A 23,842-nucleotide genomic window follows, 5' to 3' on the forward strand; every position below is an offset into this window, starting at 1 on the left:
CGGCGTTCGTTACGGTGGCGCGGTTACCCATCATCCGCTCACCACTCTCAAGACCCGGTCCGCCCTTTACGTGGGCGACTACCAGGAGTTATGGCATGTCCTCTACCGATCAACCGATCGTGGTTGCGGCGTTGTATCGCTTCGTCACCCTCGACGACTTCGAAGCCCTGCGCGAACCGCTGCTCGCCGAAATGCAGCGTCTCGACGTCAAGGGCACCCTGCTGCTCGCCGCCGAAGGCATCAACGGCACCGTCTCCGGCAGCCGTGCCGGGATCGATGCGCTGCTCGCCTGGCTCAAGCGCGACCCGCGCCTGACGGCGCTGGAGCACAAGGAGTCCTACTGCGACGAGCAGCCCTTCTACCGCACCAAGGTCAAGCTCAAGCGCGAGATCGTCACCCTGGGCGTGGATGGCGTCGATCCCAACGCACGTGTCGGCACCTACGTCGAACCCGAGGCGTGGAATGACCTGATCGACGATCCCGAGGTGCTGGTGATCGATACGCGCAACGACTACGAAGTGGCGATCGGTAGCTTCGAGGGCGCGGTCGACCCGCAGACCAAGTCGTTTCGTGAGTTTCCCGACTATGTGCGTCAGCACTACGACCCCAGCCGGCACAAGAAGGTCGCGATGTTCTGCACCGGCGGTATCCGCTGCGAGAAGGCGTCGAGCTTCATGCTGGGTGAAGGCTTCGAGGAGGTGTTCCACCTCAAGGGCGGGATACTCAACTATCTGGAGAAGGTGCCGGAAGCCGACACGCGCTGGCGCGGCGACTGCTTCGTGTTCGACAACCGGGTCACGGTGCGCCACGACCTGAGCGAGGGCGAGTACGCCCAGTGCCACGCCTGCCGCATGCCGATTTCTGCCGAGGATCAGGCCTCCGAGCACTATGTGCCGGGTATCAGCTGCCCGCACTGCTGGGATTCGCTGCCCGAGAAGACCCGAGCCGGCGCGCGCGAGCGTCAGCGCCAGATCGAACTGGCCAAGGCGCGCAACGAACCGCACCCGATCGGCCGCGACCCGCGCCAGCCGAGCTGAGCGGCTCCGAACAGCGAAACGCCCTCCTCTCGGAGGGCGTTTTATCGGGAGGCCGATGCCATATCGTCGAGCCTATACGCTGCCCATGGCTGAGATGTCCTGCACGCTGAATCAGGCGTTCAATTGCAGATGCAGTAGCGGATAGGGCTTGCCCTGACCATCCAACGGTGAACGGCCGCCTATGCCGAAGCCCCGAGCGCGATAGAAGCTCAGCGCCGCGTGGTTCTGCTCATTGACGTCTACAGCCGTCGCGCCCTGCTGATCGATCGCATGCTTCAGCAGCAGCGTCCCCACGCCCTGGCCCCGGCAGTCCGGCGCAATGAACAACATCTCGACATTGGCATCAGCCACACCCACAAAACCGACGATGTCATCTTCGTCACGGCAGGCTACCGTCAAGCACACCGCGTCAAAATATTGATTCAAGATCAATGGCTTCAACGCCTGCAAATCCTGCTCGGCCAAGAAGTCATGGGTTGCCCGCACCGACGCCTCCCATACCTCGATAAGGCGCGGATAATCAGCGACATTCGCGGTTCTCAAACGCATCTTCAATATTCCAAAAGACTCGTCGGACCCTAGGATTTGTACGAAAAGTCATCGAGCGAAGGTAAGACAAGGCGAAAATCGGCGAAAACGCGGAGTTTACGGGGTGTAAATGAGCATTTTGAGCCGATTTTAACGCCGTATTGCCGAGCGCAGGTAGTTTTCGTACAAAGCCTAGGGCAGACTCGCCAGCAGCGCATCCCGCTGCGCCCGGGCAATGAAACCGTACTCGTGCAGCCGCTGATAGAAGCGACGGATGCGGCGGTCCACTTTCTGCCGAGCGAACCACGGCCAGATATTGGCCAGCGGCATGAAGTCGGGATTGGAGACACCATCGATCAGCCACAGCCGGATACTGCCGTCGGCGCGCCGCTGGCACACCACGTTACGGTCATTGATGTCGGAGGGTACGATCCAGTTGTCGCGCAGATAGCGGTAGAGTCGTTCGAGCTCGTCGACGAAGGCCTGGGTGGTGAGCCAAGCGGCGTCACCATGCTGCTGGAACTGGCGAATATTGAGCGACAGCGAGCCATCGGCATCGGTGACCAGGCCGAAGACCAGCCCTTCGCCGAGATCGGTAGTGACCGTGCCGAAGTACTCCGGCACATAGCGCCAGTCATGCACGCCGCGCCGCTTGAGTCCCTCGAAGTAGCTCTTCTCGCGCTCGTTCTGCTGGCTGCCGCGGTCGGGAAAGCGCGGCACCTTGATGCAGCGCCCGGCCTCGACGGGATGCCGATAGACGGCCCGATCGTTGCCGTGGGCAAGCTCGGGGGTGAGAGAGAGAGAAACCATGAGGGCCACTCCAGGACGCAGGGCAGTAACAGATGTCATGAACGCTTAATCATAACTTAATCAAACGCTGTTTTCCGTTAGATCGGCAAAAAAACTTAGCCTGCTATCACAATAGCCTGTCACTCACCGCCTGTCTGCTCCGTGACCACGGTTGCCATGGCGATCGCCCGACGCTGCCCCGGCCTGCCTTGCTATCGACACCATGAGACGTCCGACACCATGAGACGCCTGACAACCCGACCTCACCCGCTCGTCGCCTCACCGTCTTCGATCCATGCCGACCATAGCGCCTGGACCCGGGCACGCTCGGTGTCGAAATCGGCGGCCCGCATGTCGCTGCCGCTCTTGGCCAAGGCGGCGCGATGGCTGGCATCGCGGTAGGCCAGGTAGGCAGCCTGCAGCTCACGCACGTCGCGCTCGGGCAGGCGCTCGCTCTCTGCCAGCGCGTCCAGCAGACGCATGTTGTCGGTGACCTCCAGCAACGCCGGGGTGGCGCAGGACCAGGCCAGCACCGCGTACTGGTTCAAGAACTCGATATCGACCAGCCCGCCGGCATCCTGCTTGAGATTGAAGGTGTCCGTCTCGCCGGCCGCGCTGCCCAGATGCTGGCGCATCTTGGCGCGCATCTCGGCCACCGCCCGGCGTAGCTCGGCGGGATCACGCTCACGCCCCAGCACCTCGCGGCGCACCGCCTCGAAGGCCGTTGCCAGCGCCGCGTCTCCGGCCACCGGCCGCGCCCGCACCAGCGCCTGATGCTCCCAGGTCCAGGCCTCGCGCCGCTGGTAGTCGGCGAAGGCATCGAGCGAAGAGACCAGCAGCCCGGCGTTGCCCGAGGGGCGCAGGCGCATGTCGACCTCATAGAGCGTGCCGCTGGGGGTGGTCGCCGTGAGCAGATGGATGATGCGCTGGCCGAGCCGGGTGAAGAAGACCACGTTGTCGATCGGCTTGGCGCCATCCGTGGCGCCCTGGGGGGCGGCGTCGTAGAGGAACACCAGGTCCAGATCCGAGCCGTAGCCCAGCTCGATGCCGCCGAGCTTGCCGTAGCCGACGATCAGGAATTGGGCTTTCTGCGTGCCCGCCCGCGGGCGGGGCTCGCCGTAGCGCGCGGTGAGTGAGCGCCAGGCGCGCTGCAGCACGCTGTCGAGGATCACCTCGGCGATCGCGGTGAGATAGTCGCTGACCTTCATCAATACCCGCGCACCGGCGATGTCCGACGCGGCGACGCGCAGCACCTGGGTCTGCTTGAACACGCGCAGGGCGTCGAGCCAGCTCTCCTCGTCCTCTTCGGGGATCCGCGCCAGGGTCTGGCGCAGCTCGTCGGCCAGGCGTGACTTGTCGGCGGGCGAGTAGAGCGTATCCGGCGTCAGCAGCTCGTCGAGCAGAATCGGGTGACGCGCCAGCTGCTCGGCGATCCAGGGGCTGGCCGCGCATAGCCGGATCAACCCCGGCAGTACCTGCGGGTTCTCGCGCAGCAGCGAGAGATAGGCAGTACGCCTTAGCACCCCTTCGATCAGCGGCAGCACGCGCTCCAGCGCGGTGGTCGGCGTGGCGCTCTCGGCTGCCGCCTCCAGCAGCAGCGGCATCACCGCTTCGAGGCGCTCGAAGCCGATCCGTTGCATCGCCTGCACCCCGCGCGAATCGCGGAACGCCTTGAGCCGACGCCAGGCATCGGGCAGCGTGAAGCCGGCATCCTCCAGCATCTGCTGCGCCTGGGACTCGTCCAGCTCGTGGCTCCATAACTGGCTCCAGCGCTCGAGCCGCGCCTGATCCGGCAGCGACTCGTCGGTGTCCGGCTCCTCCTGGGGGTCGGCCACCACCGCATCGAAGTGGCCGCGCACCCGTTCGCGGCAAGCATCGAGCGCCGCCCTCAGCGCCGCCCAATCCGCCAGGTTCATGGCGATGGCCAATGCCGCACGCGCCTCGGTATCCTCTGGCAGCTTCTGGGTCTGGCGATCGTGGCGTGCCTGCAGCGCATGTTCCAGATCGCGCAGGAAGACGTAGTCATCATGCAGCTCGTCGACCACCGCCGGCGGCAGCAGCTCGAGCTCGACCAGTCGCCTCAGTGCCAGGCGCAGCGAGGTCACCTGCAGCTCGGTATCGCGGCCGCCGCGGATCAGCTGGAACGCCTGGACCACGAACTCCACCTCGCGAATACCGCCGCGCCCCAGCTTGATATTGTCGTCGCGCCCCAGCCGCTTCACCTCGCGGTGGATCATCGCCTTCATCTCGCGCAGCGACTCGATCGCCCCGAAATCGAGATACTTGCGATAGATGAACGGTGCCAGCGACGCCAGCAGCGCCTGCCCCGCCTCGCGGTCGCCGGCGACCGGACGCGCCTTGAGCATGGCGTAGCGCTCCCACTCACGCCCCTGATCCTGATAATAGGCAGTGAGCGCGTTGAAGCTGCCGACCAGCGGCCCGCCGTCGCCCAGCGGGCGCAGGCGCATGTCGACGCGGAAGGCGAAACCGTCGGCGGTGATCACGTCGAGCGCGGCGATCAGCTTCTGCCCCAGCTTGGTGAAGTACTGCTGATGATCGTAGGCGCGCTCGCCGCCCTGGGTGGTGCCCTTCTCGGGAAAGGCGAAGATCAGATCGATGTCCGATGAGAGGTTGAGTTCACCGGCGCCGAGCTTGCCCATGCCCAGCACCACCAGACGCTGCGGCGTGCCGTCAGCGCGCGCCTGCGGCGTTCCCCAGCGCCCCGCGTAGAACGCTTCGAGCCACGTAAGCGCCCCTTCCAGGCAGGCTTCGGCCAGATTCGAGACCGCCTGTGCGGTCTGCCACATCTCGGCCCCGGCGAGGTCGCGCCACACGATCGCCAGCATGCGCGCCTGTCTGAACCGGCGCAGCGCGGCGTGCAGCGTATTCTCGTCCGTCGCCGCCTCGAGCTGCGTGGCGAGCGCCTGGGTCAGTGCCGCCGCTGACAGCGGCGCTTCCAGCTCGCCGCTCTCCTGCCACTCGATCAGGCGCTCGGGATGCGTGCAGAGCCCCTCGCGGAAGAACTCGGAGAGCAGACAAGTACGCACCAGCGTGCGCCGCTGGCCCTCATCGAGGCCCAGCCAGGCCTCGCGGCACGCCGCGTCACCGCGGGCATACGCCGCCTCGAGTGCGCTCAGCACCTCGGCATGGGTGGCGCTCAGCGACTCCGGGATCGGTAGAGCGGGAAACCAGTCGGCGGGCAGGGACATGAAGACACTCCGATGAAAAGCGGGCCCGCCCAGCATAACCGCAGCCGGCGCCCAGCCCAATCGGGGACACGCCCGCCCCTTGCCATAGGCAAATATTATCGACTCCGTTTCAGTATTTAATTTCTGTTATCGAATGGCGCATCGTAATCTCGATGCCAGCCAGAGCCGTGGCGCAGCGGCGGCAAAGATCACGCCGAGCGGTGTGAGGCGACCGATGAGACCAGAGAGGTGAGAGAGACGATGTCACAACAAGCCGAATCCAAGTGCCCGTTTTCCGGCCAGTCCGGCACCACCGTCAGCGACGGCGGCGGTACCACCCAGGTGGCCGGTGGCGGTACCACCAACCGTGACTGGTGGCCGAATCAGCTGCGTGTCGACCTGCTCAACCAGCACTCCGAGCGCTCCAACCCGCTGGACGGCGATTTCGATTATCGCCAAGCGTTCGCCAAGCTCGACTACACCGCGCTCAAGGCCGATATCGAGAAGACCCTGACCGAATCCCAGGCCTGGTGGCCGGCGGACTGGGGCTCCTATATCGGCCTGTTCATCCGCATGGCGTGGCATAGTGCCGGCACCTATCGTCTGGTCGACGGCCGCGGCGGCGCCGGACGCGGCCAACAGCGCTTCGCGCCGCTCAACAGCTGGCCCGACAACGTCAGCCTCGACAAGGCGCGTCGTCTGCTGTGGCCGGTCAAGCGCAAGTATGGTCAGCACATCTCCTGGGCCGATTTGATCGTGCTCGCCGGCAACGTGGCGCTGGAGTCTTCCGGTTTCCGGACCTTCGGTTTCGCCGGCGGCCGCGAGGACGTGTGGGAGCCCGACCTCGACGTCAACTGGGGCGACGAGAAGGCGTGGCTGACCCATCGCGATCCGGCGACCCTGGCCAACAATCCGCTCGCCGCCACCGAGATGGGGCTGATCTACGTCAATCCCGAAGGCCCCAACGCCAGCGGCGACCCGCTCTCGGCGGCGCCGGCCATCCGCGCCACCTTCGGCAACATGGCGATGGACGACGAAGAGATCGTGGCCCTGATCGCCGGCGGCCATACCCTGGGCAAGACCCACGGTGCCGGCCCCTCCGATGCCATCGGCGCCGACCCCGAAGCCGCGCCGCTGGAGTCCCAGGGTTTCGGCTGGCACAACGCCCACGGTAGCGGCGTGGGTGCCGACGCCACTACCTCGGGTATCGAAGTGGTCTGGACCCAGACGCCGACGCGCTGGAGTCACTACTTCTTCGAGAACCTGTTCAACTACGAGTGGGAGCAGACCCGCAGCCCGGCCGGCGCGATCCAGTGGGAAGCCAAGGATGCCGAGGCGTCGATCCCGGACCCGTTCGACCCGGCCAAGAAGCGCAAGCCGACCATGCTCACCACCGACCTGACGCTGCGCTTCGACCCCGAGTTCGAGAAGATCTCGCGACGCTTCCTCGAAGATCCGCAGGCGTTCGCCGACGCCTTCGCCCGCGCCTGGTTCAAGCTGACCCATCGCGACATGGGGCCCAAGGCGCGCTATCTCGGCCCCGAAGTGCCGCAGGAAGAGCTGATCTGGCAGGACCCGCTGCCGGCGCCGAGCCACCAGCCGAGCGCCGCGGACATCGACGCGCTCAAGCAGCAGATCGCCGATGCCGGGCTATCGGTGGCCGAGCTGGTCGGCACCGCCTGGGCCTCGGCCTCGACCTTCCGCGGCGGTGACAAGCGCGGCGGCGCCAATGGCGCACGTCTGGCCCTGGCCCCGCAGAAGGATTGGGCGGTCAACCGTATCGCTGCTGGCGTGCTGCCCAAGCTGCAGGCGATCCAGGCGGCCTCCGGCAAGGCTTCGCTGGCCGACGTGATCGTGCTGGCCGGGAATGTCGGCGTCGAGCAGGCGGCCAAGGCGGCCGGGGTCGAGCTCACCCTGCCGTTCGCCCCGGGCCGGGTCGATGCCAGCCAGGATCAGACCGACATCCACGCCTTCAGCATGATGGAACCGCTGGCCGATGGCTTCCGCAACTACAAGCGCGGCAAGCTCAACGTGCCCACCGAGACGCTGCTGATCGACAAGGCCCAGCAGTTGACCCTGACCGCACCGGAGCTGACCGTGCTGATCGGTGGCCTGCGCGTGCTCGGCACCAATCACGATGGCGCCGACCACGGCGTGTTCACCCAGCGCCCTGGGGTGCTCAGCAACGACTTCTTCGTCAACCTGCTCGACATGGGCACGGAGTGGACAGCGGTCGATGCCGAGGCCGAGCTGTTCGAAGGTCATTCGCGCAGCGACAGGACGCTGACTTACACCGCAACCCGCAACGATCTGATCTTCGGCTCGCACTCGGTGCTGCGCGCACTGGCCGAGGTCTATGCCAGCGAAGATGCCCAGGAGAAGTTCGTCCACGACTTCGCCGCCGCCTGGACCAAGGTGATGAACCTGGATCGCTTCGACCTCACCTGATCGATGCCCATAACGATTTCTGCGTACTTCGCCGCCGGATGACCTCCGGCGGCTTTTTTATGCCCGCCATCCCTGGCGGGCACCCTCCGGGCCGTCGCTACGCGACGTTAAAAACCGCTCCCGACGGTTTTGGTATGCCCGCCATCCCTGGCGTGCACCCTTCGGGCCGTCGCTACGCGACGTTAAAAACCGCTCCCGACGGTTTTGATATGCCCGCCATCCCAGACGGTTACGCTTCGAGTCATCGCCTTGGGGTCGGTGACAACACCGAGTGTCGCTTTCGGTGGGGCGACAGTCATTGCCGACATAGAGGCAACGATGGAGACTGGCCGTTCACCGCCGGGAGCCGTCGATGACCCATACGCTCGATCTGTTCGTCTACCCCGACTGCCAGCTGCTGGATGCCAGTGGCCCATGGCAGGTCTTCGCCAGCGCCAACGAAGCCGCCGGCGAGCCCCGCTATCGGCTGCGCCTGCTCGCCGCCGAGCCCGGGCCCGTGGCCACCAACGGCGGCATGACGCTGGTCGCGACCCACGCCCTCGACGCCACGCCCGCCGGCGACACCCTGTTGATCGCCGGTGGCCACGGCGTGCATCGACTGAGCCCCGCCACGCTGGATACGCTGGCCGCCCGCGCCGCGCACACGCCAAGGGTCGGCTCGATCTGCACCGGCGCCTTCGCCCTGGCCCGGGCGGGCCTGCTCGACGGGCGCCAGGCCACCACCCACTGGCGCCACGCCGCACGTCTGGCTGCCGAGTTCCCGGCCATACAGGTGCGCGCCGAAGCCCTCTATCTTTTCAGCAACGGTATCTACACCAGTGCCGGCATCACCGCGGGGATCGACCTGGCCCTCGCCCTGGTCGCCGCCGATCAGGGTGAGGCGCTGGCCGGCCAGGTGGCGCGTGAGCTGGTAATGTTCCTGCATCGACCCGGCGATCAGGCCCAGTTCAGCGAAGGCCTGCGCTGCCAGCTCGACAGCCACGGGCGCCTGCGCCAGGTGGTCGATGCGGTGATCGGCGACCCGCTGGCGGCATGGGATACCGAGACACTGGCCGCGCGCATGGCGGTCACCCCGCGCCACTTCCAGCGCCTGTTCCGGCGCCAGCTAGGGATGACCCCGGGCGACTTCCTCACCCGCCTGCGGCTGGAGGAGGCGCGGCGCCTGCTGACCGAGAGCGCAGCACCGCTGCCGCGTATCGCCGAGCACTGCCGGCTGGGCGGCAGCGAGCAGCTCAGGCGGCTGTTCCAGCGCCACTACGGCCTGCCGCCGAGCCTCTACCGCGCCCGCTTCGGCCCCGGCGAGCACAGCCAGGCCTCGTAAGGGGCGGTTCCCGCAACAGCTTAGAAGCTGACCTGAACCGTGGTCCCCAACACCCACGCATTGTCGACCGAATCCACTGCTGACGGGTTGGCCACGTACTGCAGGTTGGGGCGTAGCGCCAGGTAAGGCGTCAGGTTGACGCTGTAGTAGAGCTCGGCGTCGTACTCGTGGCCCTGGCGCGGCAGCGGCGTGAGCGAGCCGGCGGGGGTCGCGTTGTAGTAGTCGATGTAGTCGTTGACGTCGTCGTTGACATGCAGGTAGGCCAGCCCGATCCCGGCATCGTCCTGCGGGCGGGCGTCGAATGGCCCCTGGTAGGTCGCACCGATCGAGACATAGCGATCGATCCCCGCGGTGTCACCGTGGTTGGTGTTGCCCATGCTGAACAGCGTCAGACCGCGCTTGGCGTCGCCGCCATGGGTCGTCACCCGCTGCTGGACCACATAGTAGAGCCCGGTGTTGGTGTCGCTGGTGCGCGTCGCGGGGCCGTCGCCATAGGCGCGATTGTCGACGTCGTGGGTGTAGAAGCCGAGCTTGTAGGTTCCAGCCATGCCGCCGAGGGTCGGCGTGTAGCCCAGTTCGATGGGGTACATCGTGCCCTGGGTGCCGCTGTGGTGCAGGTCCAGGCCGTGGTCGTTGTCGAGGTTGCTGTCGTTGAGATTGAACACACCGGCCTGGACGTACCAGTCGGCGGCGAGATTGGCGCGGACCACCGCCGCCCACTGCGAGATCGGCCAGTTGTAGATGTCATTGCCCCAGTTGCCCGGCTGGGCACCGCCGAAGGCCAGGTTCTGGAAATGGCTGTCGATGGTGGCGAAGTCATCGCCGAAGGGAATGCGCCCCAGCTTGACCGACAGCGCATCTTCGAAGAAGCGCTGGCGATACCAGAACTGGGTCAGGCGTGTGACCGGACCCCGGCCCTGGACCTCCTGCACGCTGGAGCCGCCCACCGTGGCATCGGGGTCGCTCAGGCGGTCGTTGGCGCTATGACCGTTGCGGTCGGTGAGGGTCACCTGGAACTCGGCGTCGGGAATGCCCAGCAGGCGCTCGAGATCGAGATTGGCGCCCAGCGCGAACTGGTCGGCGTACTTGGTCACGTGGCTGTCACGGTAGCCGCCATCGAGAATGGTCGCCGCCTCGCCGACATAGTCGAAGTCGAAGCTGACCCCGGCTGCTTCCAGCGCCGTGCGCTGACCGCCCCAATCGCCGAACAGATGCGGCGAGTCCGCGGCGAAGGCCGAGTAGGCCTGGGCCGCCGGTACGCCCGCCACCAGCGTCAGTGCCGCCAGCGGCAGCCGCCAGCGCCGCCCGCGAGCCGGCTGACGCTCTCCGGCGAGCGGTAACCTCAGCGCTGCGCCCTCTGCCTTGCCTGTGATGCCATCCGCTGCCTCGTCCATGCCTTGCCCAGTCTGGTCCATGATCCGCCCTGCCGTTGATTAGCGCGTTATCGATAAGCGCTTTATCATAGTCCGAGGAATAGGCAACGGAAATACCCTTGTCGTCTAGGCTTTAGTACGAAAACTACCTGCGCTCGGCAATACAGCGTTAAAAATCGGCTCAAAATGCTCATTTACACCTCGTAAACTCCGCGTTTTCGCCGATTTTTGTCTGGTCTTACCTTCGCTCGCTGACTTTTCGTACAAACCCTAATTCCGTCATAGGAATGGCTACACCGATGGGGACCGGGCCCGGGGTCGTTTTGGGTGGCATGGCGGTCATTGCCGACCCAACTCGGGCAGCGGACACTGATAGCCTGGACCTTCAGGAGCCGCCCATGCGCCCCACCGCCCTCGCCACCCGATCTGCGCGTCATCCGCGCCTGCCGCCCACCGTGTGGGGGCTGACCCTGTGCCAGGCACTGCTGATCAGTGGCAACGTGCTGCTGATCGCCACCTCGCCGCTGATCGGGGCACGTCTGGCACCCAGCGCCGGCTGGAGCACGTTGCCGGTGGCGCTGCAGCTGCTCGGTCTGACCGCCGCCACCCTGCCCGCCGGCTGGCTGACCGCACGCCTGGGGCGCAAGCGCACCTTCGTGCTGGGCAATCTGGTCGGGCTGGTGGGCATCGCCGCCTGTCTGCTGGCGCTGGTGCAGGCGCACTTCGGCCTGTTCAATCTGGGCACCTTCGCCATCGGCATGAGTATCGGCGTCGGCATGCTCTACCGTTTCGCAGCCCTCGAGGCGGCCCCCGAGCCACTGCGCGACAGCGCGCTGAGCTGGGTCATGGCGGGGGGCGTGGTGGCGGCACTGGCCGGGCCCTGGCTGGCCGAGCACCTGCGGGACGCCCTGGCGACGCCCTTCCTGGGCAGTTTTCTGGGTCTCGGGGGGCTCTATCTCGCAGCATTAGGGCTGCTGGCGATGCTGCGCTTCGCGCCGGTGGCAACGCGGGCCGCGCCCCTGCCGCCGCCACGTCCGCTGGGCCAGCTGCTGCGCCAGCCGCTGCTGCCGGCGGCGGTCGCCTGCGCCGCCCTGGGCTATGCGGTGATGAACCTGGCGATGACCGCGACGCCGCTGGCGATGAGCCACGCCGGGCACGATTTCAGCGCCGTCGCCGGGGTCATTCAGTGGCACATGCTGGCGATGTTCGCGCCCTCCTTCATCACCGGGCGTCTGACCCGGCGCCTGGGCCACGCGCGAATGATCGCCATCGGCGCGCTGTGCCTGCTCGCCAGCCTGCTGTGCGCCTGGCTGACGCCGGCGGTGTGGGCCTTCGCTCTCGGCCTGGGGCTGCTGGGCCTGGGCTGGAACTTCACCTTCCTGCCCGCCAGCGCCTGGCTCACCACCCACTATCGCGCCGGCGAAGCGCCACGAGTCCAGGCGCTCAACGACTGCGCGGTGTTCGCCCTGACCAGTCTTTCGGCCCTGGCCGCCGGCCCGCTGAACGCCTGGCTCGGCTGGCAGCAGCTCAATGTCTGGCTGCTGCCGGCGGTGACGCTGCTGCTGGTGATCGCCCTCCGCGCGGCGCGGGCGACCCGCCGCGACTCATGAGCGCGAACCCTTCGCCGCTGCCAGGAACGCATCGGCGCGTTCGCTCGGCGCGCGGCCGAGCAGGCTCCCCCCGACGAACAGCGCACTCGCCAGCGGCAGCGCCCAGATCCCCGGCGGCAGCCCCAGCGGCTTGGCTCCGCTGAGGTAGAGCGCGATCACCGCCAGGCCGCCGACCAGGATACTGACCAGCGCCCCGGCGGCGGTGCCGCGGCGCCAGTAGAAGGCACCGATGATCGCCGGCACGATCACCACCAGCCCGGTGGAAGCCGCCACCGACAGCACCGCGATCAGGCTCAGCTGCAGCTCGGCGAAGAGAAACGCCAGCACCGCGATGAGCGGCAGCACCCACTTGCCGACCCGCAGCTGGCGCGCTTCGCTGGCGCCCTCGGCGAGGTTGGCATAGACATCCCGCGAGAGCATCGAGGAGAGCGTCAGCATGATCGAATCGATGGTCGACACCGCCGCCGCCAGGATACCCACCATCACCACCACCCCGAGCAGCGGTGGCACATGGGAGGAAGCCAGCAGCGTCGGCGTGGCCAGATCCGACTGGCTCAGCTCGGGGAAGGCGACCAGCGCGGAGAAGCCCCACAGCACCGAGACCAGGGTGTAGATGAAGCCGAACACCAGAAAGCCGATCAGCATCTGGCGCATCGACTTCAGCGAGGCGGGCATGAACAGCCGCTGGCTCACCTGCGGGTTGGAAAGGCTGAAGAAGAACCACGGAATGGTCAGCCCGAGGAAGGTGGTCAGACTGAACAGCCCCGGCCCCGGCCCCGGCCCCGGCACCGTCAGCGCTGCCGGATGCTCGGCCGCCAGGGTGTCGAACAGTGCCCCGAAGCCACCCAGCGAGTGCACCACCAGCAGCGCCACCAGCGTGGAGGCGACGATCATGAACAGCGCCTGCAGGGAGTCGGTCCACATGACCGAACGAATGCCGGCGATGTAGGAGAAGAGTATCGCCAGCAGCGTCGCCACCACCACGCCGGTGGTGAACGGGATCGCCCCGCCGCTGATGCCCGCCAGCAGATAGCCGACCCCGGCGAGCTGCACCGCGGCATAGGGGATCAGGAACAGGCAGCTGGCCACCGCAGTGACCACGGCGACCCGGCGGTCGGCATAGCGATGGCCGAGCATCTCGCTGGGGGTGACATAACCGAAGCGTTTGCCTACCGCCCAGAAGCGCGGGCCGAAGATCGCCACCAGCGAAACGCCGGCGAAGTAGACGATCTCGAAGCCGAAGGCGCCCACCCCACCGGCGTAGGTCAGCCCTGCCAGCCCCACCATCATGAACGCGCTATAGGTGGTGGCGCTGTAGCTGAGCGCCGAGACGAAGCCGTTCATGCGGCGATTGCCGAGGAAGTAGCCGCTCATGTCGACGCCGCTGCCGTTGGTGGCGGCGCTGCGCGACAGCCAGGCGATCGCCAGCCCCGCGACCAGATAGACCGCCACCGCCGTCCAGATCAGTTGCAGACTCATGCTCACGCCTCCGGGCCGTCACGAAAGTCGCGGGTCATCATCACGTTGCAGACGATCACCGCCACGCCCACCAGGGCCCAGAAGAGAAAGCTGCCGTACCACGCCCGCACCCCGCTGAGCAGCCCATAGGGCACCACGTAGCAGGCCAGCACCAGCCCCCAGACCACCCATTTCCAGCCCCGTATACGCATCGCGCCCCCTCGTTGTCATTGGTTATGTCGCGTCAATCAGGCGTGATATTACCCGGAAATCCCGGCCCCGAGTGCGCTACCCTTGGCGACAGCTTTCGATGTGCCGCCGATGTGGCGCACCTGCCTCAAGGAGACACCGCATGACCACGACGCGGGCCGCCCAGCCCCACGGCTGGCAACTCGACCCCCTGCGCTTGGAGACCCAGCTGCGCGCCTTTCTGGCTGAGGATATCGGCCATCTCGACCTGACCGCGACGCTGATGATCGACGCCGATGCCAGCGGCCACTTCGCCATGCGCGCACGCGAGCCGATGCGCCTGGCCGGGGTCACCGCCGCCGCCCGCGCCTTCACCTGCTATGATCCGCGCATCGCGGTCAGCCCGGCCGCGGCCGACGGCGAGGACGTCGAGGCCGGGGCGCCGCTGATGCACGTGAGCGGCCCGGCCCGTAGCATTCTGACGGTGGAGCGCACCGCGCTCAATCTGATCCAGCACCTGGCCGGCATCGCCACCCTCACCGCGCGCTATGTCGAACGTATCCACGGCACCGGCGCCCAGCTGGTCGACACGCGCAAGACCACCCCGGGGCTGCGCATGCTGGAGAAGCACGCGGTCGCCTGCGGCGGTGGCCGCAACCATCGTCTGGGGCTGGATAGCGGGGTGATGCTCAAGGACAACCATATCGCGGTGTGCGGCAGCATCGCCGCCGCGGTCGCCCGCGCCCGGGCACAGCTGCCGATCCTGACGCGCATCGAGGTGGAGTGCGACCGTCTCGATCAGGTCACCCAGGCGCTGGCCGCCGGGGCCGACGTGATCATGCTCGACAACATGCCGCCGGCCGAGATGCGCCAGGCGGTGAGCGAGGTTGCCGGGCGCGCGCTGCTCGAGGCCTCCGGCGGGGTGCGCCTGGAAACCATCCGCGAGATCGCCGAAAGCGGTGTCGACTTCATCTCCGTGGGGCGGCTGACGCAGTCGGCGCCGGCGGTGGACATCGGTCTCGACGACGACAGCGCGCCAGCGGCGTAATCCGGCCGGCCCGGTGCAGCTCGCCCGGGTCGCCAAGCCAGCGAGCCAGACAGGAGGAGTGCATGTCGAGTACCGGCATCAACAATGCCGCCACCGTGGAGGCCTTCGGCCGGCTGATGGACGAGCTGCTGGCGGACGCCAATGGCCCGCGCAAGCCGCCGGTGGTGACCTTCTGGTGCGGCGCCGGCTTCTCCAAGGCGTGGGACCGGCGCTCGCCCACCGACGGCGAGCTGTTCGCCATCGATCTCGACGATATCCGCGACTTCCCCAACCTGCAGCACGTGATGCACGTGATCGGCTGGGAGGACTATCGCCATCTCGACTTCGAGCGTTTCAAGAACCTGCGCTACGTGCTCGACATGCAGGTGCGCTACCCGGATATCCGCAACCGCTACTTCGACGACCAGAACCTGCGCCTGAGCATCCATGAACTGCGCACCCTGGTGATGCGCCGCTTCACCGCCGCCTGCGACATCCACAACGTCGACGACACCACGCTGCGGTTCAGCGCCACCGAGGTCAGCGCCGAACAGCGCGCGATCACCGACTTCTTCGCCGCGCTGGAGGATCGCGCCGATCGCGCCGGGCTGGGCGAGGCGTGGCCGCTCTATCACTTTCTCACCACCAACTACGACTTCACCATCGAGACCATTCTCGAACGTGTCTACCGCCAGCAGGCGCCGGTCTTCGGCCGGCTCTATCGCGGAGTCACGCCGCAGCGCATCTGCGGCGGCACCATCTGGGAACATCTGCCGCGCACGGTCGACCGCAACGTGATCAAGATCAACGGCGGGTTCGAGATCCTGCCCACGCTGGAGGGGTTCGACTTCGAGTATCGCCGGCGCAGCGATGCCGAGATTCGTCAGGAGCCGCCGCTGCTGATCCTGCCCTCGCAGGTGCAGGACTACGACGAGCCCTACTTCCACCAGGTCTTCCCCAAGGCGGTGAGGCTACTGCGCGAGACCGACGTGCTGGTGGTGGTGGGCTACAGCATGCCGCAGGAGGATTCGCTGGTGCGCTTCATCCTGCGCCAGCTGGCGGAGAGCCCGCATGACGCCCGTGGCAAGCATGTCTTCGTCATCGACACCAAGAATCACGCCACCATCAAGTCGCGGCTGGAGGAGATGTTCTTCTATCTGCCGCGTATCGGCTGGCCGCGCGAGCACTACTACAGCGGCCGCTTCGAGGACTTCTGCGCACAGGTCAGCGGCGGCGCCTGAACTCAGCGCTCGGCGTTGATCTTGGTCAACAGATGCAACAGCGCCACCCGCTCGGCTGGGTTGAGGCTACCCATGGTCTCCTCGGAGACCTTGAGCGCGCGCGGGGTCATCGCCGCCAGCAGCTCGCGCCCGGCGGCGGTCAGCTCGACGATCACCTTGCGCTGGTCGCGCGGGTCCGAGGTCAGCGTCACCCAGTCACGCCCCTTCAACCGCTTGATCACGCCACGGATCGTCGCCGGATCGATCCCGGTCAGGCGCACCAGCTCGCTCAACGCGCTGGGCCCGCGTTCGGCGAGCTTGCTCAAGGTCACGAACTGGATCGGCGTCAACTGCTCGTCGCAGCTCTCGCGCTGGAAGATCGCGGTGTGGCGCTGGTAGGCCCGACGCAGCAGATGACCGACCTGCTCGCAGAAGTCGATCTCTTCCTGGGCGCCGTCGGCCTCGTCTCTGGCAATCCCTGTGGCTGCCGAATGGTGATGCAGCATGGCGTCTGGCTCCCCGATTCCCGGTCGTCGCGGCGGGCGCATCTGGCCATCGACGGTAGCGGCAAAACCGCCCACGCGCGCTCGGCTAGACGGCTGCCACGCTGGCGCCTTTCCCTGGCGCTGGCTGCCGCGCGGGCGCCGGCATGGTTCGGCGCCTGGCCGCGACGCCAGGATGATTGTCGAATAAGTGTGCAACTCCCCCGGAATAATAAAAGGTTTTTACCCCTATTTCTGTAAGCCATCAGCCTAGGCCGTGTAGGAAAAGTCGACGAGCGCAGAGAGCATCGTCCCCGCTGCGCGCCTCGACTATTGTGTAAGCTACACGTCCGCAAAACACGTCCCGCACACCCCAGCGGTGAGCGAATACCGCGCAGCGTCCCCAGGAAGCGGCGATCGCCTAGGCGGCGCCAGCGCAGGAAAGGATTCCCAAATTCATGCAACACCTCGATCTACAAGTGCTCGACACCGCGCTGCGCTGGGCCAACGCCGGCGAGACGGTGTGGCTGTGCAGCGTACTCGCCACCTTCGGCTCGTCGCCGCGGGAGCCCGGCTCGCTACTCGTGGCCCGCGCCGACGGCAGCCATGTCGGCTCGCTCTCCGGCGGCTGCGTCGAGGAGGATTTTCTCGCTCGGGTGGCCGCCGGCGAGTTCACCGACCCGCTCGAAGTCGTGCGCTATGGCGAGGGCGCCGACGAGTCCCCCCAGGTGAGCCTGCCCTGCGGGGGGATTCTCGACGTGCTGGTGGAGCGGCTGCCGGCGGATGCCGAGACCCTGACCCAATTGGAAGTGATGCACGCGACGCTGCTCGGTCAGCGCTCGCTGGTGCGGGTGATCGATCTACCCAGCGGCCGGCGGCGCTTTACCGCCGCCACCGAAAACGGCCCGCGGGTGGCGCGTGAGGGCGACGAGGTGCGTCTGCGTCTGGGCTCGGCGCTGCGCCTGATCATCGCCGGCATCTCGCCGGTGTCGCGCTTCTGCGCCGAGTTCGCCCAGGCGCTGGGATTCGAGGTGATCGTGTGTGACCCACGTGAGGAGGCGCGGCGCGACTTCGCCGTCAGCGGGGTCGAGGTGCAGGCGGTGCTGCCCTCGCTGTTCATCGCCAGCGGTGCCTGCCACGCCGCCACCGCGGTGGTCGCGCTGACCCACGACCCGCGGATCGACGATCTGGCGATGATCGAGGCGGTGCGCACCCCGGCGTTCTACATCGGCGTGATGGGCTCGAAGCGCACCTCGCACAAGCGCGCCGAGCGCCTGGCCCGCTCCGGCGGGCTGGATGCCGAAGAGATCGCTAGGCTACACATGCCGATCGGCCTCGACCTGGACAGCAAGACCCCGGCCGAGATCGCCCTTTCGGTGGTCGCCGACGTGCTGCGGGTGCGCCGGGGCAAGGCGCGTGATGCACTCTGACACCAGGCTAACGGGGGAGCTGGTCGGGCTGATCATGGCGGCCGGGGTCGGCCGCCGCTTCGGCAGCGACAAGCGTCGCCAGCCGCTGGCCGACGGCCGTACCCTGCTCGCCACCACGCTGACCACAGCCGCCGCGGTCTACCCGCGCCACTACGTGGTGCTACGCCCCGATGAAACACCTGCCGCCCTGGGCCTGGCCCCGGCGACACCAGTGCTGAGCGCCCCGACGGCCGCCCACGGCCTGGGCGCGAGCCTGGGCGACGCCTTTCGTCAGCTGCTGGCGTGTGCGCCGGATGCCAGCGCCGCCGCGGTGATCCTCGGCGACATGCCGTGGCTGAGCGCGGCGAGCTGTGCGCGTCTCAACGCCCGGGCCAGCGCCGCGGCGATCGTCATCCCCCGCCATGCCGGGAAGCGCGGGCACCCGGTGATCTTCGGCCGCCGCTGGTGGCCAGAGCTGGCGCAGCTGCAAGCCGGAGAAGGCGCGCGCGACGTGGTCACCCGACACCGCCACGCGGTGGTTACACTCGATCTCGAAGACCCCGGCATCTGGCGCGACGTCGACCGGCCCCAGGACCTGACCGACTGACGCCTATTCGACTGAAACCTGACCGACACACGCGCCCGACACGAGCGCGCAGCAGTCGAGCCGGCGCCATCGACCGTCTACCAGGAGAAGCGGACTCAGCCGGCGAACTTGTCCCACGCCAGCAGGCCCCAGGTGGTGGCGGCCATGCCCAGCGCCAGCATCACCGCGGCGGAGCCGATATCCTTGGCGCGCCCGGAAAGCTCATGGTGCTCCGGGCCGATACGGTCGACCACCGTCTCAACGGCGCTGTTGAGCAGCTCGACGATCAGCACGAAGACACAGCTGCCCACTAGCACCAGCCACTCCACCGGGTTCTTGCCGATCCACCAGGCGAACGGCACCAGCACCGCGCACAGCGCCAGCTCCTGGCGGAAGGCGGTCTCGTTACGGAAGGCGGCGACCAACCCCTTGAGCGAGTAACCGGTGGAGTGAACCAGGTGGCGAAAGCCGGTCTTGCGCGAACTTGATTTCATCGGAACCTGTCGCGGTCGCCACGACGACCGCCCTCGATCGAGAACGAAGTGACCATCGACGAGCGAACCGGTGCAGTGGGCTCGGCCGTCGAGAAAAGTAAAAAGTATCGACGATGGTAGCAGAGGCACCTGACGACGGCACCGGACGTCTATCACGGTATCGCGGGTCTCTGGCTCCCGGGGCCGCCCGGCCCTTATGCTGGCACGACACGCATGTCACACCACTCGTACCACGACCTCAAGACAATGCCGCATCACGTCGCCAACAGGATCCCTCATGCCCGCATCCCATTCGCTCTACCCGGCCCTCGAACCCCACGCCAGCGGCCACCTGGATACCGGTGACGGCCACCAGATCTACTGGGAGCGTTGCGGCAACCCGAACGGTAAGCCGGTGGTGTTCCTCCACGGCGGGCCCGGCAGCGGCTGCCAGCCGATCCACCGCCAGCTGTTCGACCCCGCGCGCTACGACATCCTGCTGTTCGACCAGCGCGGCTGTGGTCGTTCGACACCCCATGCCAGCCTCGACCACAACACCACCTGGCATCTGATCGAGGACATGGAGCGCCTGCGCGAGATGATCGCTGCCGAGCGCTGGCAGGTGTTCGGCGGTTCATGGGGGTCGACGCTGGCGCTCGCCTACGCCGAGCGGCATCCGCAGCGCGTCAGTGAGCTGGTACTGCGCGGCATCTGCACCCTGCGCCAGCAGGAGCTGGACTGGTTCTACAAGCACGGGACGCGCCAAATGTTCCCCGAGAAGTGGGAACGGCTGGTGGAGATCCTGCCCGAGGCGGACCGTGACGATATCATTCACGCCTTTCATACACGGCTCATGGGCGACGATCCCGAACGACAGCTCGAAGCCGCCCGGCACTGGAGCGTATGGGAGGGCGAGACATCCCGACTGGTGCCCGTCGATGCCAGCGCGTCCCATGCCGCCGATCACTTCGCCCTGGCCTTCGCCCGGATCGAGAATCACTACTTCGTCAACCGGGGCTTCTTCGAGTACGACGGTCAGCTACTGGCTCAGGCTGACCGGTTGGCGGGGATTCCCGGCGTGATCGTTCACGGCCGCTACGACATGATCTGTCCGCTCCAGAACGCCTGGGATCTGGCCAAGGCGTGGCCGGACGCCAGCCTGGAGATCATCGAGGCGGCAGGTCACGCCTTCAGCGAACCGGAGATCATGGCGGCGTTGGTAAGGGCGACCGATCGATTCGCCGACCGCCACTGAGCCGAGGCCGCGGGTCGTGACCGTTAAACGCGGACAACGGGAGGCCAGCGGCTTCCCGTTGTCCGCGAGCCATGGCGTCTCAGTTCTGGGGCCGCTGCTTGGTCGCGTCGAGCCCGGTCTTCTTCTCGGTGGTGAGCTGGGTGATCTCCGCGGAGCGCTTGATCGCGCGATCGAAGACGTCCTTGAGATCGGCCAGGGCGCCGGTACTGCCGAGTGCGCCGTTGGCCGCATCGGCAAAGTTCCAGTGGCCGGAGAGACCGTCCGCGTTGGGGTTGTCGAGCGTCTCGATGGCGGTGTAGACGTCCGGATGGCTGAGCATGTAACTGGCCGCGGCGGAGACCTGCGGCGGCGTGTCACCGCCGGCATTGCTAGCGAGCGCCTCCAGGTCACGCTTGTATACCGCGCCGCCGTGCGCCTTGACGTAGTCGGCGAGCAGCTGACTGGACTGGCTCGAGGTCAGACGATCCTCGAACGTCGAGAAGGAGGGTGCTGCATTCGAGGGGGTATTGCCGGTAGCGGAGATAGTCGACATCGGAATTTCCCTGGCATGAGATGATTTTTAGAATATCGCCACGTGTACCAAGGCCGTCGCTTCCGTTCGCGAAACGGGCCTACGGCGGGCACACGCTCTGCATCGGGCATCCGCACGCGCGGATACCTCGACGAGTATATCGCCCGATCGATGTCGACCTGGCGTCGCTCATGCCGCCTCAAGCGCCTATTTGGTTCCAATCTGAAACATCACGAATCTTGATGGTAACCCGGCGTTACACCGAGTACCTCGCAGAGACCGCGGGATCAGCCCGGATGGGCGGCCAGATCGAGAATCGTCGCCGCCACGGCCTGAGCCCGGGGCACGCAGGTCTCCAGCCGGCAGTACTCCTCGTCAGTGTGCATCTTGGCCCCGACCGGGCCGGTGCCGCACAGCGTGGGCACGCCCAGGCTGGCGGTGGTGCCGGCATCCGAACAGCCGCCGGTGAACTCGCCCTCGACGGCAAAGCCCAGCCGCGCCGCCTGGGCCTGGTAGCGGGCGAACAGCGCCGCGCTCATTTCCGGCTCCAGCGGCAGGAAGCCGGAGGTCTGGGTGAGCGTAGCCCGGGTGCCGGGAACCTCCTCTTCGGCGACGATCGCCGCGATCGACTGGAACAGCGTCTCGCGCTGGGCGTTGTCGACGAAGCGGGTGTCGAGCTGTGCGCTCGCCGCCGGGGCCACGGTATTGCGCGACACGCCGCCCTCGATCACCCCGACGTTGGTGGTCACGCCGCTGGCGTAGTCGGTCAGCGCGTGCAGCTTGACGATCTTGCGCGCCAGCGCCTCGATCGCACTGGCGCCATCGGCATGGCTCACCCCCGAGTGGGCGGCACGTCCGCTGACCTCGATGCGGAAGGCGGCACCGCCCTTGCGCGCGGTCACCACGTTGCCGCTGACCCGCCCGGGCTCGGCGTTGAACACCGCACGCGCGCCCTCGGCGGCGGCGCGGATGAACGCGGTGCCGTCCGGCGAGCCGATCTCCTCGTCGGCCGTGAACAGCGCGTGCACCGCGAATGGCAGCCCACCGGCACGCTTGAGCGCCCGCAGCACGAACAGATTGAGCACCAGCCCCGCCTTCATGTCGGCGACCCCGGGGCCGAAGGCGAGATCGCCCTGGCGGGTGTAGCCGCGCTCGGCCACCGTACCGCGGGGAAAGACGGTATCGCGATGCCCCATCAGCAGTACGTGCCCGCCGGTACCACCGTCGGCCGCCGGCAGGCGCGCCTGGAGAATGTCGCCGGAAGCTTCACGCGGCGTGCGCTCGACGGCGATGCCATCGGCGTCGCACCAGCCGGCGATGGCGTCGGCGACGGCATCGGTCCCGGCCTTGTCGTAGCTGTTGGAGTCGATGTTCACCAGCGTCTCCAGGCACGCCACCATCGCCTCCTGCTGATCCGCCAGCCAGTCGCAGGCCTGCGCCAGGCGGGCCTCGTGGTCAGTCGCACTCATACGCCTCTCCTCATTGCCTGGCGTGCGGCATGCACGCTCGCGCCCTGTTCGCCCAGATCCCACCACAGCCCGGCCATGATGCCCAGCCCCTCGCGCAGGATGCTGGCCAGGGCATGCTCGTCGGGGGCGTGCTGCGAACACGCGGGATAGGAGTGCGGCACCCACAGGGTGGGCAGCCCGAGCGTCTCGGCGAAGACATCGTTGGGCAACGAGCCGCCCAGATTGGGCAGCAGTGTCGGGGTCTTGCCGCTGGAGGCGTGAATCGAGTCCAGCGCCCAGCCGACCCAGGGGTCTTCGGGATCGAGCCGGGTCGCACGCATCTGCGATACCCGCGCCGCACTCACCTCGACATCGTCGAAGCCGTGGGCATCCAGGTGCAGGCGCAGGTGGCGCAGGAAGTGCTCCTGATCGCTACCCACCACGTAGCGCAGCTGGGCGTGGGCGTAGGCCTCGCCGGGGATGGCATTGGCTGGCGCCTCGGGGTTGCCGGCCTTGAACGCCAACAGCTCCAGGGTATTCCAGGCGAACAGCCGCTCGGCGGGCGTCAGCCCGGGCTCGCCCCAGCCCTCGGCCAGCGCCGGGTCGCCCGGCGTGGTGCCGACTTCCAGCGTCGTCAGCGCCTGCTTCACCGCCGCAGGGATGGCCGGCGGGCGCAGCCCCGCCACCCGAATCCGGCCATCGGCATCGACCAGCGAGGCCCAGGCGTTGGCCAGGCGCGTGGCGGGGTTGGAGAGCACGCCGCCCCAGTTGCCCGAGTGGTGGGCGCCTTCGCGGGCGCGCAGGCGCAGGTCGAAGTTGAACGACCCGCGCGAGCCGAGGAACAGGGTCGGCGCATCCGCCGCCAGCCGCGGGCCATCGGAGGCGATGAACAGGTCCGCGGCCAGACGCTCACGGTAGGCCGCACAGACCGCCTTGAGCCCCGGCGAACCGGTCTCCTCGCCCATCTCCAGCACCAGCTTGACGGTGTAGCCGAGGCGCCCGCCGCGGGCTTCGATGACCGCCGCCAGCGCGGCCAGGTTGATGCTGTGCTGACCCTTGTTGTCGGCGGTGCCCCGGCCGTACCAGCGCTCCCCCTCCACCGTCAGCTGCCAGGGCGAGAGCCCCTCGCGCCACTGGTCATCGTAGCCGCGGACCACATCACCGTGGCCGTAGCTGAGCACGCATAGGGCCGCCTCGGCTTCGCGACGCTCGGCCAGCAGCAGCGGGCCGTAGCCCGGCTCCGGATTGGCGACGATCTCCCAGGTGAAACCGAGCCGCTCGAGCTCGGGAATGATGCACTCGCGCAGATAGCGCTCCAGCTCGGCCTCGCCCTCACCGCTCTGGCTATCGCTGCGCACCGCGATCCGAGCCGCCAGCTGGCGGCGGAACTCGCCCTCGTCGAATCCCTTATAGACGCTGGCGAGCGCTTGTTGACGTGACATGCAGTGTCCTCGAATAGACTGAAAAAGCGCCCCTAACGTCCTGACGTG

General features: G+C 67.3%; 20 protein-coding genes. 9 read left to right on the forward strand and 11 right to left on the reverse strand.

The window, feature by feature from the left end; all coding sequences use genetic code 11:
- Nucleotides 1-95 precede the first annotated feature (95 nt).
- Nucleotides 96-1,037, forward strand: coding sequence for a rhodanese-related sulfurtransferase (locus ABV408_RS14585; RefSeq protein ID WP_353979627.1), 942 nt, complete (start codon nt 96-98; stop codon nt 1,035-1,037).
- Nucleotides 1,038-1,148: 111 nt separating this feature from the next.
- Here the strand turns inward: ABV408_RS14585 and ABV408_RS14590 are convergent, their stop codons facing one another.
- The 3 genes from ABV408_RS14590 to glnE form a co-directional block, all read right to left on the reverse strand.
- Nucleotides 1,149-1,586 carry an acetyltransferase gene (locus ABV408_RS14590; RefSeq protein WP_353979628.1) on the reverse strand — a complete coding sequence of 146 codons (438 nt, stop codon included), beginning with the start codon at nt 1,584-1,586 and terminating at the stop codon, nt 1,149-1,151.
- 171 nt (nt 1,587-1,757) lie between these two features.
- Complete coding sequence (locus tag ABV408_RS14595; RefSeq protein WP_353979629.1) at nt 1,758-2,375, reverse strand: YrbL family protein; 618 nt, start codon at nt 2,373-2,375, stop codon at nt 1,758-1,760.
- Between the two features lie 242 nt (nt 2,376-2,617).
- Nucleotides 2,618-5,563, reverse strand: a complete 2,946-nt coding sequence (gene glnE, locus ABV408_RS14600; RefSeq protein WP_353979630.1) for a bifunctional [glutamate--ammonia ligase]-adenylyl-L-tyrosine phosphorylase/[glutamate--ammonia-ligase] adenylyltransferase — start codon at nt 5,561-5,563, stop codon at nt 2,618-2,620.
- Between the two features lie 240 nt (nt 5,564-5,803).
- Here glnE and katG point away from each other — a divergent pair, with 240 nt between their 5' ends.
- Entirely contained in the window at nt 5,804-7,990 is a 2,187-nt protein-coding gene (gene katG / locus ABV408_RS14605) for a catalase/peroxidase HPI (protein ID WP_353979631.1), read from the forward strand.
- Nucleotides 7,991-8,342: 352 nt separating this feature from the next.
- Nucleotides 8,343-9,311 carry a GlxA family transcriptional regulator gene (locus ABV408_RS14610; RefSeq protein WP_353979632.1) on the forward strand — a complete coding sequence of 323 codons (969 nt, stop codon included), beginning with the start codon at nt 8,343-8,345 and terminating at the stop codon, nt 9,309-9,311.
- 20 nt (nt 9,312-9,331) lie between these two features.
- Here the strand turns inward: ABV408_RS14610 and ABV408_RS14615 are convergent, their stop codons facing one another.
- On the reverse strand, nt 9,332-10,726 hold the full coding sequence (locus tag ABV408_RS14615) for a carbohydrate porin (protein WP_353979633.1): 1,395 nt from the start codon (nt 10,724-10,726) through the stop codon (nt 9,332-9,334).
- Between the two features lie 356 nt (nt 10,727-11,082).
- Between ABV408_RS14615 and ABV408_RS14620 the strand changes: the two genes are divergently transcribed.
- Nucleotides 11,083-12,294, forward strand: a complete 1,212-nt coding sequence (locus ABV408_RS14620) for an MFS transporter (protein ID WP_353979634.1) — start codon at nt 11,083-11,085, stop codon at nt 12,292-12,294.
- Here ABV408_RS14620 and ABV408_RS14625 read toward each other — a convergent pair.
- Complete coding sequence (locus ABV408_RS14625) at nt 12,289-13,773, reverse strand: sodium:solute symporter family protein (RefSeq protein WP_353979635.1); 1,485 nt, start codon at nt 13,771-13,773, stop codon at nt 12,289-12,291. The genes ABV408_RS14620 and ABV408_RS14625 overlap by 6 nt on opposite strands.
- Before the next feature lie 2 nt (nt 13,774-13,775).
- Nucleotides 13,776-13,964, reverse strand: coding sequence for a hypothetical protein (locus ABV408_RS14630; protein ID WP_353979636.1), 189 nt, complete (start codon nt 13,962-13,964; stop codon nt 13,776-13,778).
- A gap of 140 nt (nt 13,965-14,104) precedes the next feature.
- Here ABV408_RS14630 and nadC point away from each other — a divergent pair, with 140 nt between their 5' ends.
- Nucleotides 14,105-14,989: a carboxylating nicotinate-nucleotide diphosphorylase gene (nadC, locus tag ABV408_RS14635; protein ID WP_353979637.1), complete on the forward strand. Its 885-nt coding sequence runs from the start codon at nt 14,105-14,107 to the stop codon at nt 14,987-14,989.
- 62 nt (nt 14,990-15,051) lie between these two features.
- Complete coding sequence (locus ABV408_RS14640; protein WP_353979638.1) at nt 15,052-16,209, forward strand: SIR2 family protein; 1,158 nt, start codon at nt 15,052-15,054, stop codon at nt 16,207-16,209.
- Between the two features lie 2 nt (nt 16,210-16,211).
- On the opposite strand, the gene ABV408_RS14645 is transcribed toward ABV408_RS14640, so the two are convergent.
- On the reverse strand, nt 16,212-16,694 hold the full coding sequence (locus ABV408_RS14645) for a MarR family transcriptional regulator (RefSeq protein WP_353979639.1): 483 nt from the start codon (nt 16,692-16,694) through the stop codon (nt 16,212-16,214).
- Nucleotides 16,695-17,128: 434 nt separating this feature from the next.
- Here ABV408_RS14645 and ABV408_RS14650 point away from each other — a divergent pair, with 434 nt between their 5' ends.
- Nucleotides 17,129-18,100 (forward strand): XdhC family protein, encoded by a 972-nt coding sequence (locus tag ABV408_RS14650; protein ID WP_353979640.1) that lies wholly within the window; start codon nt 17,129-17,131, stop codon nt 18,098-18,100.
- On the forward strand, nt 18,090-18,686 hold the full coding sequence (locus tag ABV408_RS14655) for a nucleotidyltransferase family protein (protein ID WP_353979641.1): 597 nt from the start codon (nt 18,090-18,092) through the stop codon (nt 18,684-18,686). Before ABV408_RS14650 ends, ABV408_RS14655 begins: the two co-directional genes overlap by 11 nt.
- Nucleotides 18,687-18,781: 95 nt before the next feature.
- Here the strand turns inward: ABV408_RS14655 and ABV408_RS14660 are convergent, their stop codons facing one another.
- Nucleotides 18,782-19,159, reverse strand: a complete 378-nt coding sequence (locus tag ABV408_RS14660) for a diacylglycerol kinase (RefSeq protein ID WP_035474178.1) — start codon at nt 19,157-19,159, stop codon at nt 18,782-18,784.
- A gap of 277 nt (nt 19,160-19,436) precedes the next feature.
- Between ABV408_RS14660 and pip the strand changes: the two genes are divergently transcribed.
- Nucleotides 19,437-20,393: a prolyl aminopeptidase gene (pip, locus tag ABV408_RS14665; protein ID WP_353979642.1), complete on the forward strand. Its 957-nt coding sequence runs from the start codon at nt 19,437-19,439 to the stop codon at nt 20,391-20,393.
- Nucleotides 20,394-20,472: 79 nt separating this feature from the next.
- On the opposite strand, the gene ABV408_RS14670 is transcribed toward pip, so the two are convergent.
- From ABV408_RS14670 to ABV408_RS14680, 3 genes are all read right to left on the reverse strand, one after another.
- Nucleotides 20,473-20,925, reverse strand: coding sequence for a hypothetical protein (locus ABV408_RS14670; RefSeq protein ID WP_353979643.1), 453 nt, complete (start codon nt 20,923-20,925; stop codon nt 20,473-20,475).
- 266 nt (nt 20,926-21,191) lie between these two features.
- On the reverse strand, nt 21,192-22,373 hold the full coding sequence (locus ABV408_RS14675; protein ID WP_353979644.1) for a M20 family metallopeptidase: 1,182 nt from the start codon (nt 22,371-22,373) through the stop codon (nt 21,192-21,194).
- Nucleotides 22,370-23,794, reverse strand: coding sequence for a M20 family metallopeptidase (locus ABV408_RS14680; protein ID WP_353979645.1), 1,425 nt, complete (start codon nt 23,792-23,794; stop codon nt 22,370-22,372). Before ABV408_RS14680 ends, ABV408_RS14675 begins: the two co-directional genes overlap by 4 nt.
- Nucleotides 23,795-23,842 lie beyond the last annotated feature (48 nt).

Source organism: Salinicola endophyticus, from assembly GCF_040536835.1.
Taxonomy (GTDB): Bacteria; Pseudomonadota; Gammaproteobacteria; order Pseudomonadales; family Halomonadaceae; genus Salinicola; species Salinicola endophyticus_A.

Coding starts and splice junctions, on each gene's coding strand:
- ABV408_RS14585 (WP_353979627.1), top strand. CDS start 96: ATGTCCTCTACCGATCAACCGATCGTGGTTGCGGCGTTGTATCGCTTC.
- ABV408_RS14590 (WP_353979628.1), bottom strand. CDS start 1,586: ATGCGTTTGAGAACCGCGAATGTCGCTGATTATCCGCGCCTTATCGAG.
- ABV408_RS14595 (WP_353979629.1), bottom strand. CDS start 2,375: ATGGTTTCTCTCTCTCTCACCCCCGAGCTTGCCCACGGCAACGATCGG.
- glnE (WP_353979630.1), bottom strand. CDS start 5,563: ATGTCCCTGCCCGCCGACTGGTTTCCCGCTCTACCGATCCCGGAGTCG.
- katG (WP_353979631.1), top strand. CDS start 5,804: ATGTCACAACAAGCCGAATCCAAGTGCCCGTTTTCCGGCCAGTCCGGC.
- ABV408_RS14610 (WP_353979632.1), top strand. CDS start 8,343: ATGACCCATACGCTCGATCTGTTCGTCTACCCCGACTGCCAGCTGCTG.
- ABV408_RS14615 (WP_353979633.1), bottom strand. CDS start 10,726: ATGGACCAGACTGGGCAAGGCATGGACGAGGCAGCGGATGGCATCACA.
- ABV408_RS14620 (WP_353979634.1), top strand. CDS start 11,083: ATGCGCCCCACCGCCCTCGCCACCCGATCTGCGCGTCATCCGCGCCTG.
- ABV408_RS14625 (WP_353979635.1), bottom strand. CDS start 13,773: ATGAGTCTGCAACTGATCTGGACGGCGGTGGCGGTCTATCTGGTCGCG.
- ABV408_RS14630 (WP_353979636.1), bottom strand. CDS start 13,964: ATGCGTATACGGGGCTGGAAATGGGTGGTCTGGGGGCTGGTGCTGGCC.
- nadC (WP_353979637.1), top strand. CDS start 14,105: ATGACCACGACGCGGGCCGCCCAGCCCCACGGCTGGCAACTCGACCCC.
- ABV408_RS14640 (WP_353979638.1), top strand. CDS start 15,052: ATGTCGAGTACCGGCATCAACAATGCCGCCACCGTGGAGGCCTTCGGC.
- ABV408_RS14645 (WP_353979639.1), bottom strand. CDS start 16,694: ATGCTGCATCACCATTCGGCAGCCACAGGGATTGCCAGAGACGAGGCC.
- ABV408_RS14650 (WP_353979640.1), top strand. CDS start 17,129: ATGCAACACCTCGATCTACAAGTGCTCGACACCGCGCTGCGCTGGGCC.
- ABV408_RS14655 (WP_353979641.1), top strand. CDS start 18,090: ATGCACTCTGACACCAGGCTAACGGGGGAGCTGGTCGGGCTGATCATG.
- ABV408_RS14660 (WP_035474178.1), bottom strand. CDS start 19,159: ATGAAATCAAGTTCGCGCAAGACCGGCTTTCGCCACCTGGTTCACTCC.
- pip (WP_353979642.1), top strand. CDS start 19,437: ATGCCCGCATCCCATTCGCTCTACCCGGCCCTCGAACCCCACGCCAGC.
- ABV408_RS14670 (WP_353979643.1), bottom strand. CDS start 20,925: ATGTCGACTATCTCCGCTACCGGCAATACCCCCTCGAATGCAGCACCC.
- ABV408_RS14675 (WP_353979644.1), bottom strand. CDS start 22,373: ATGAGTGCGACTGACCACGAGGCCCGCCTGGCGCAGGCCTGCGACTGG.
- ABV408_RS14680 (WP_353979645.1), bottom strand. CDS start 23,794: ATGTCACGTCAACAAGCGCTCGCCAGCGTCTATAAGGGATTCGACGAG.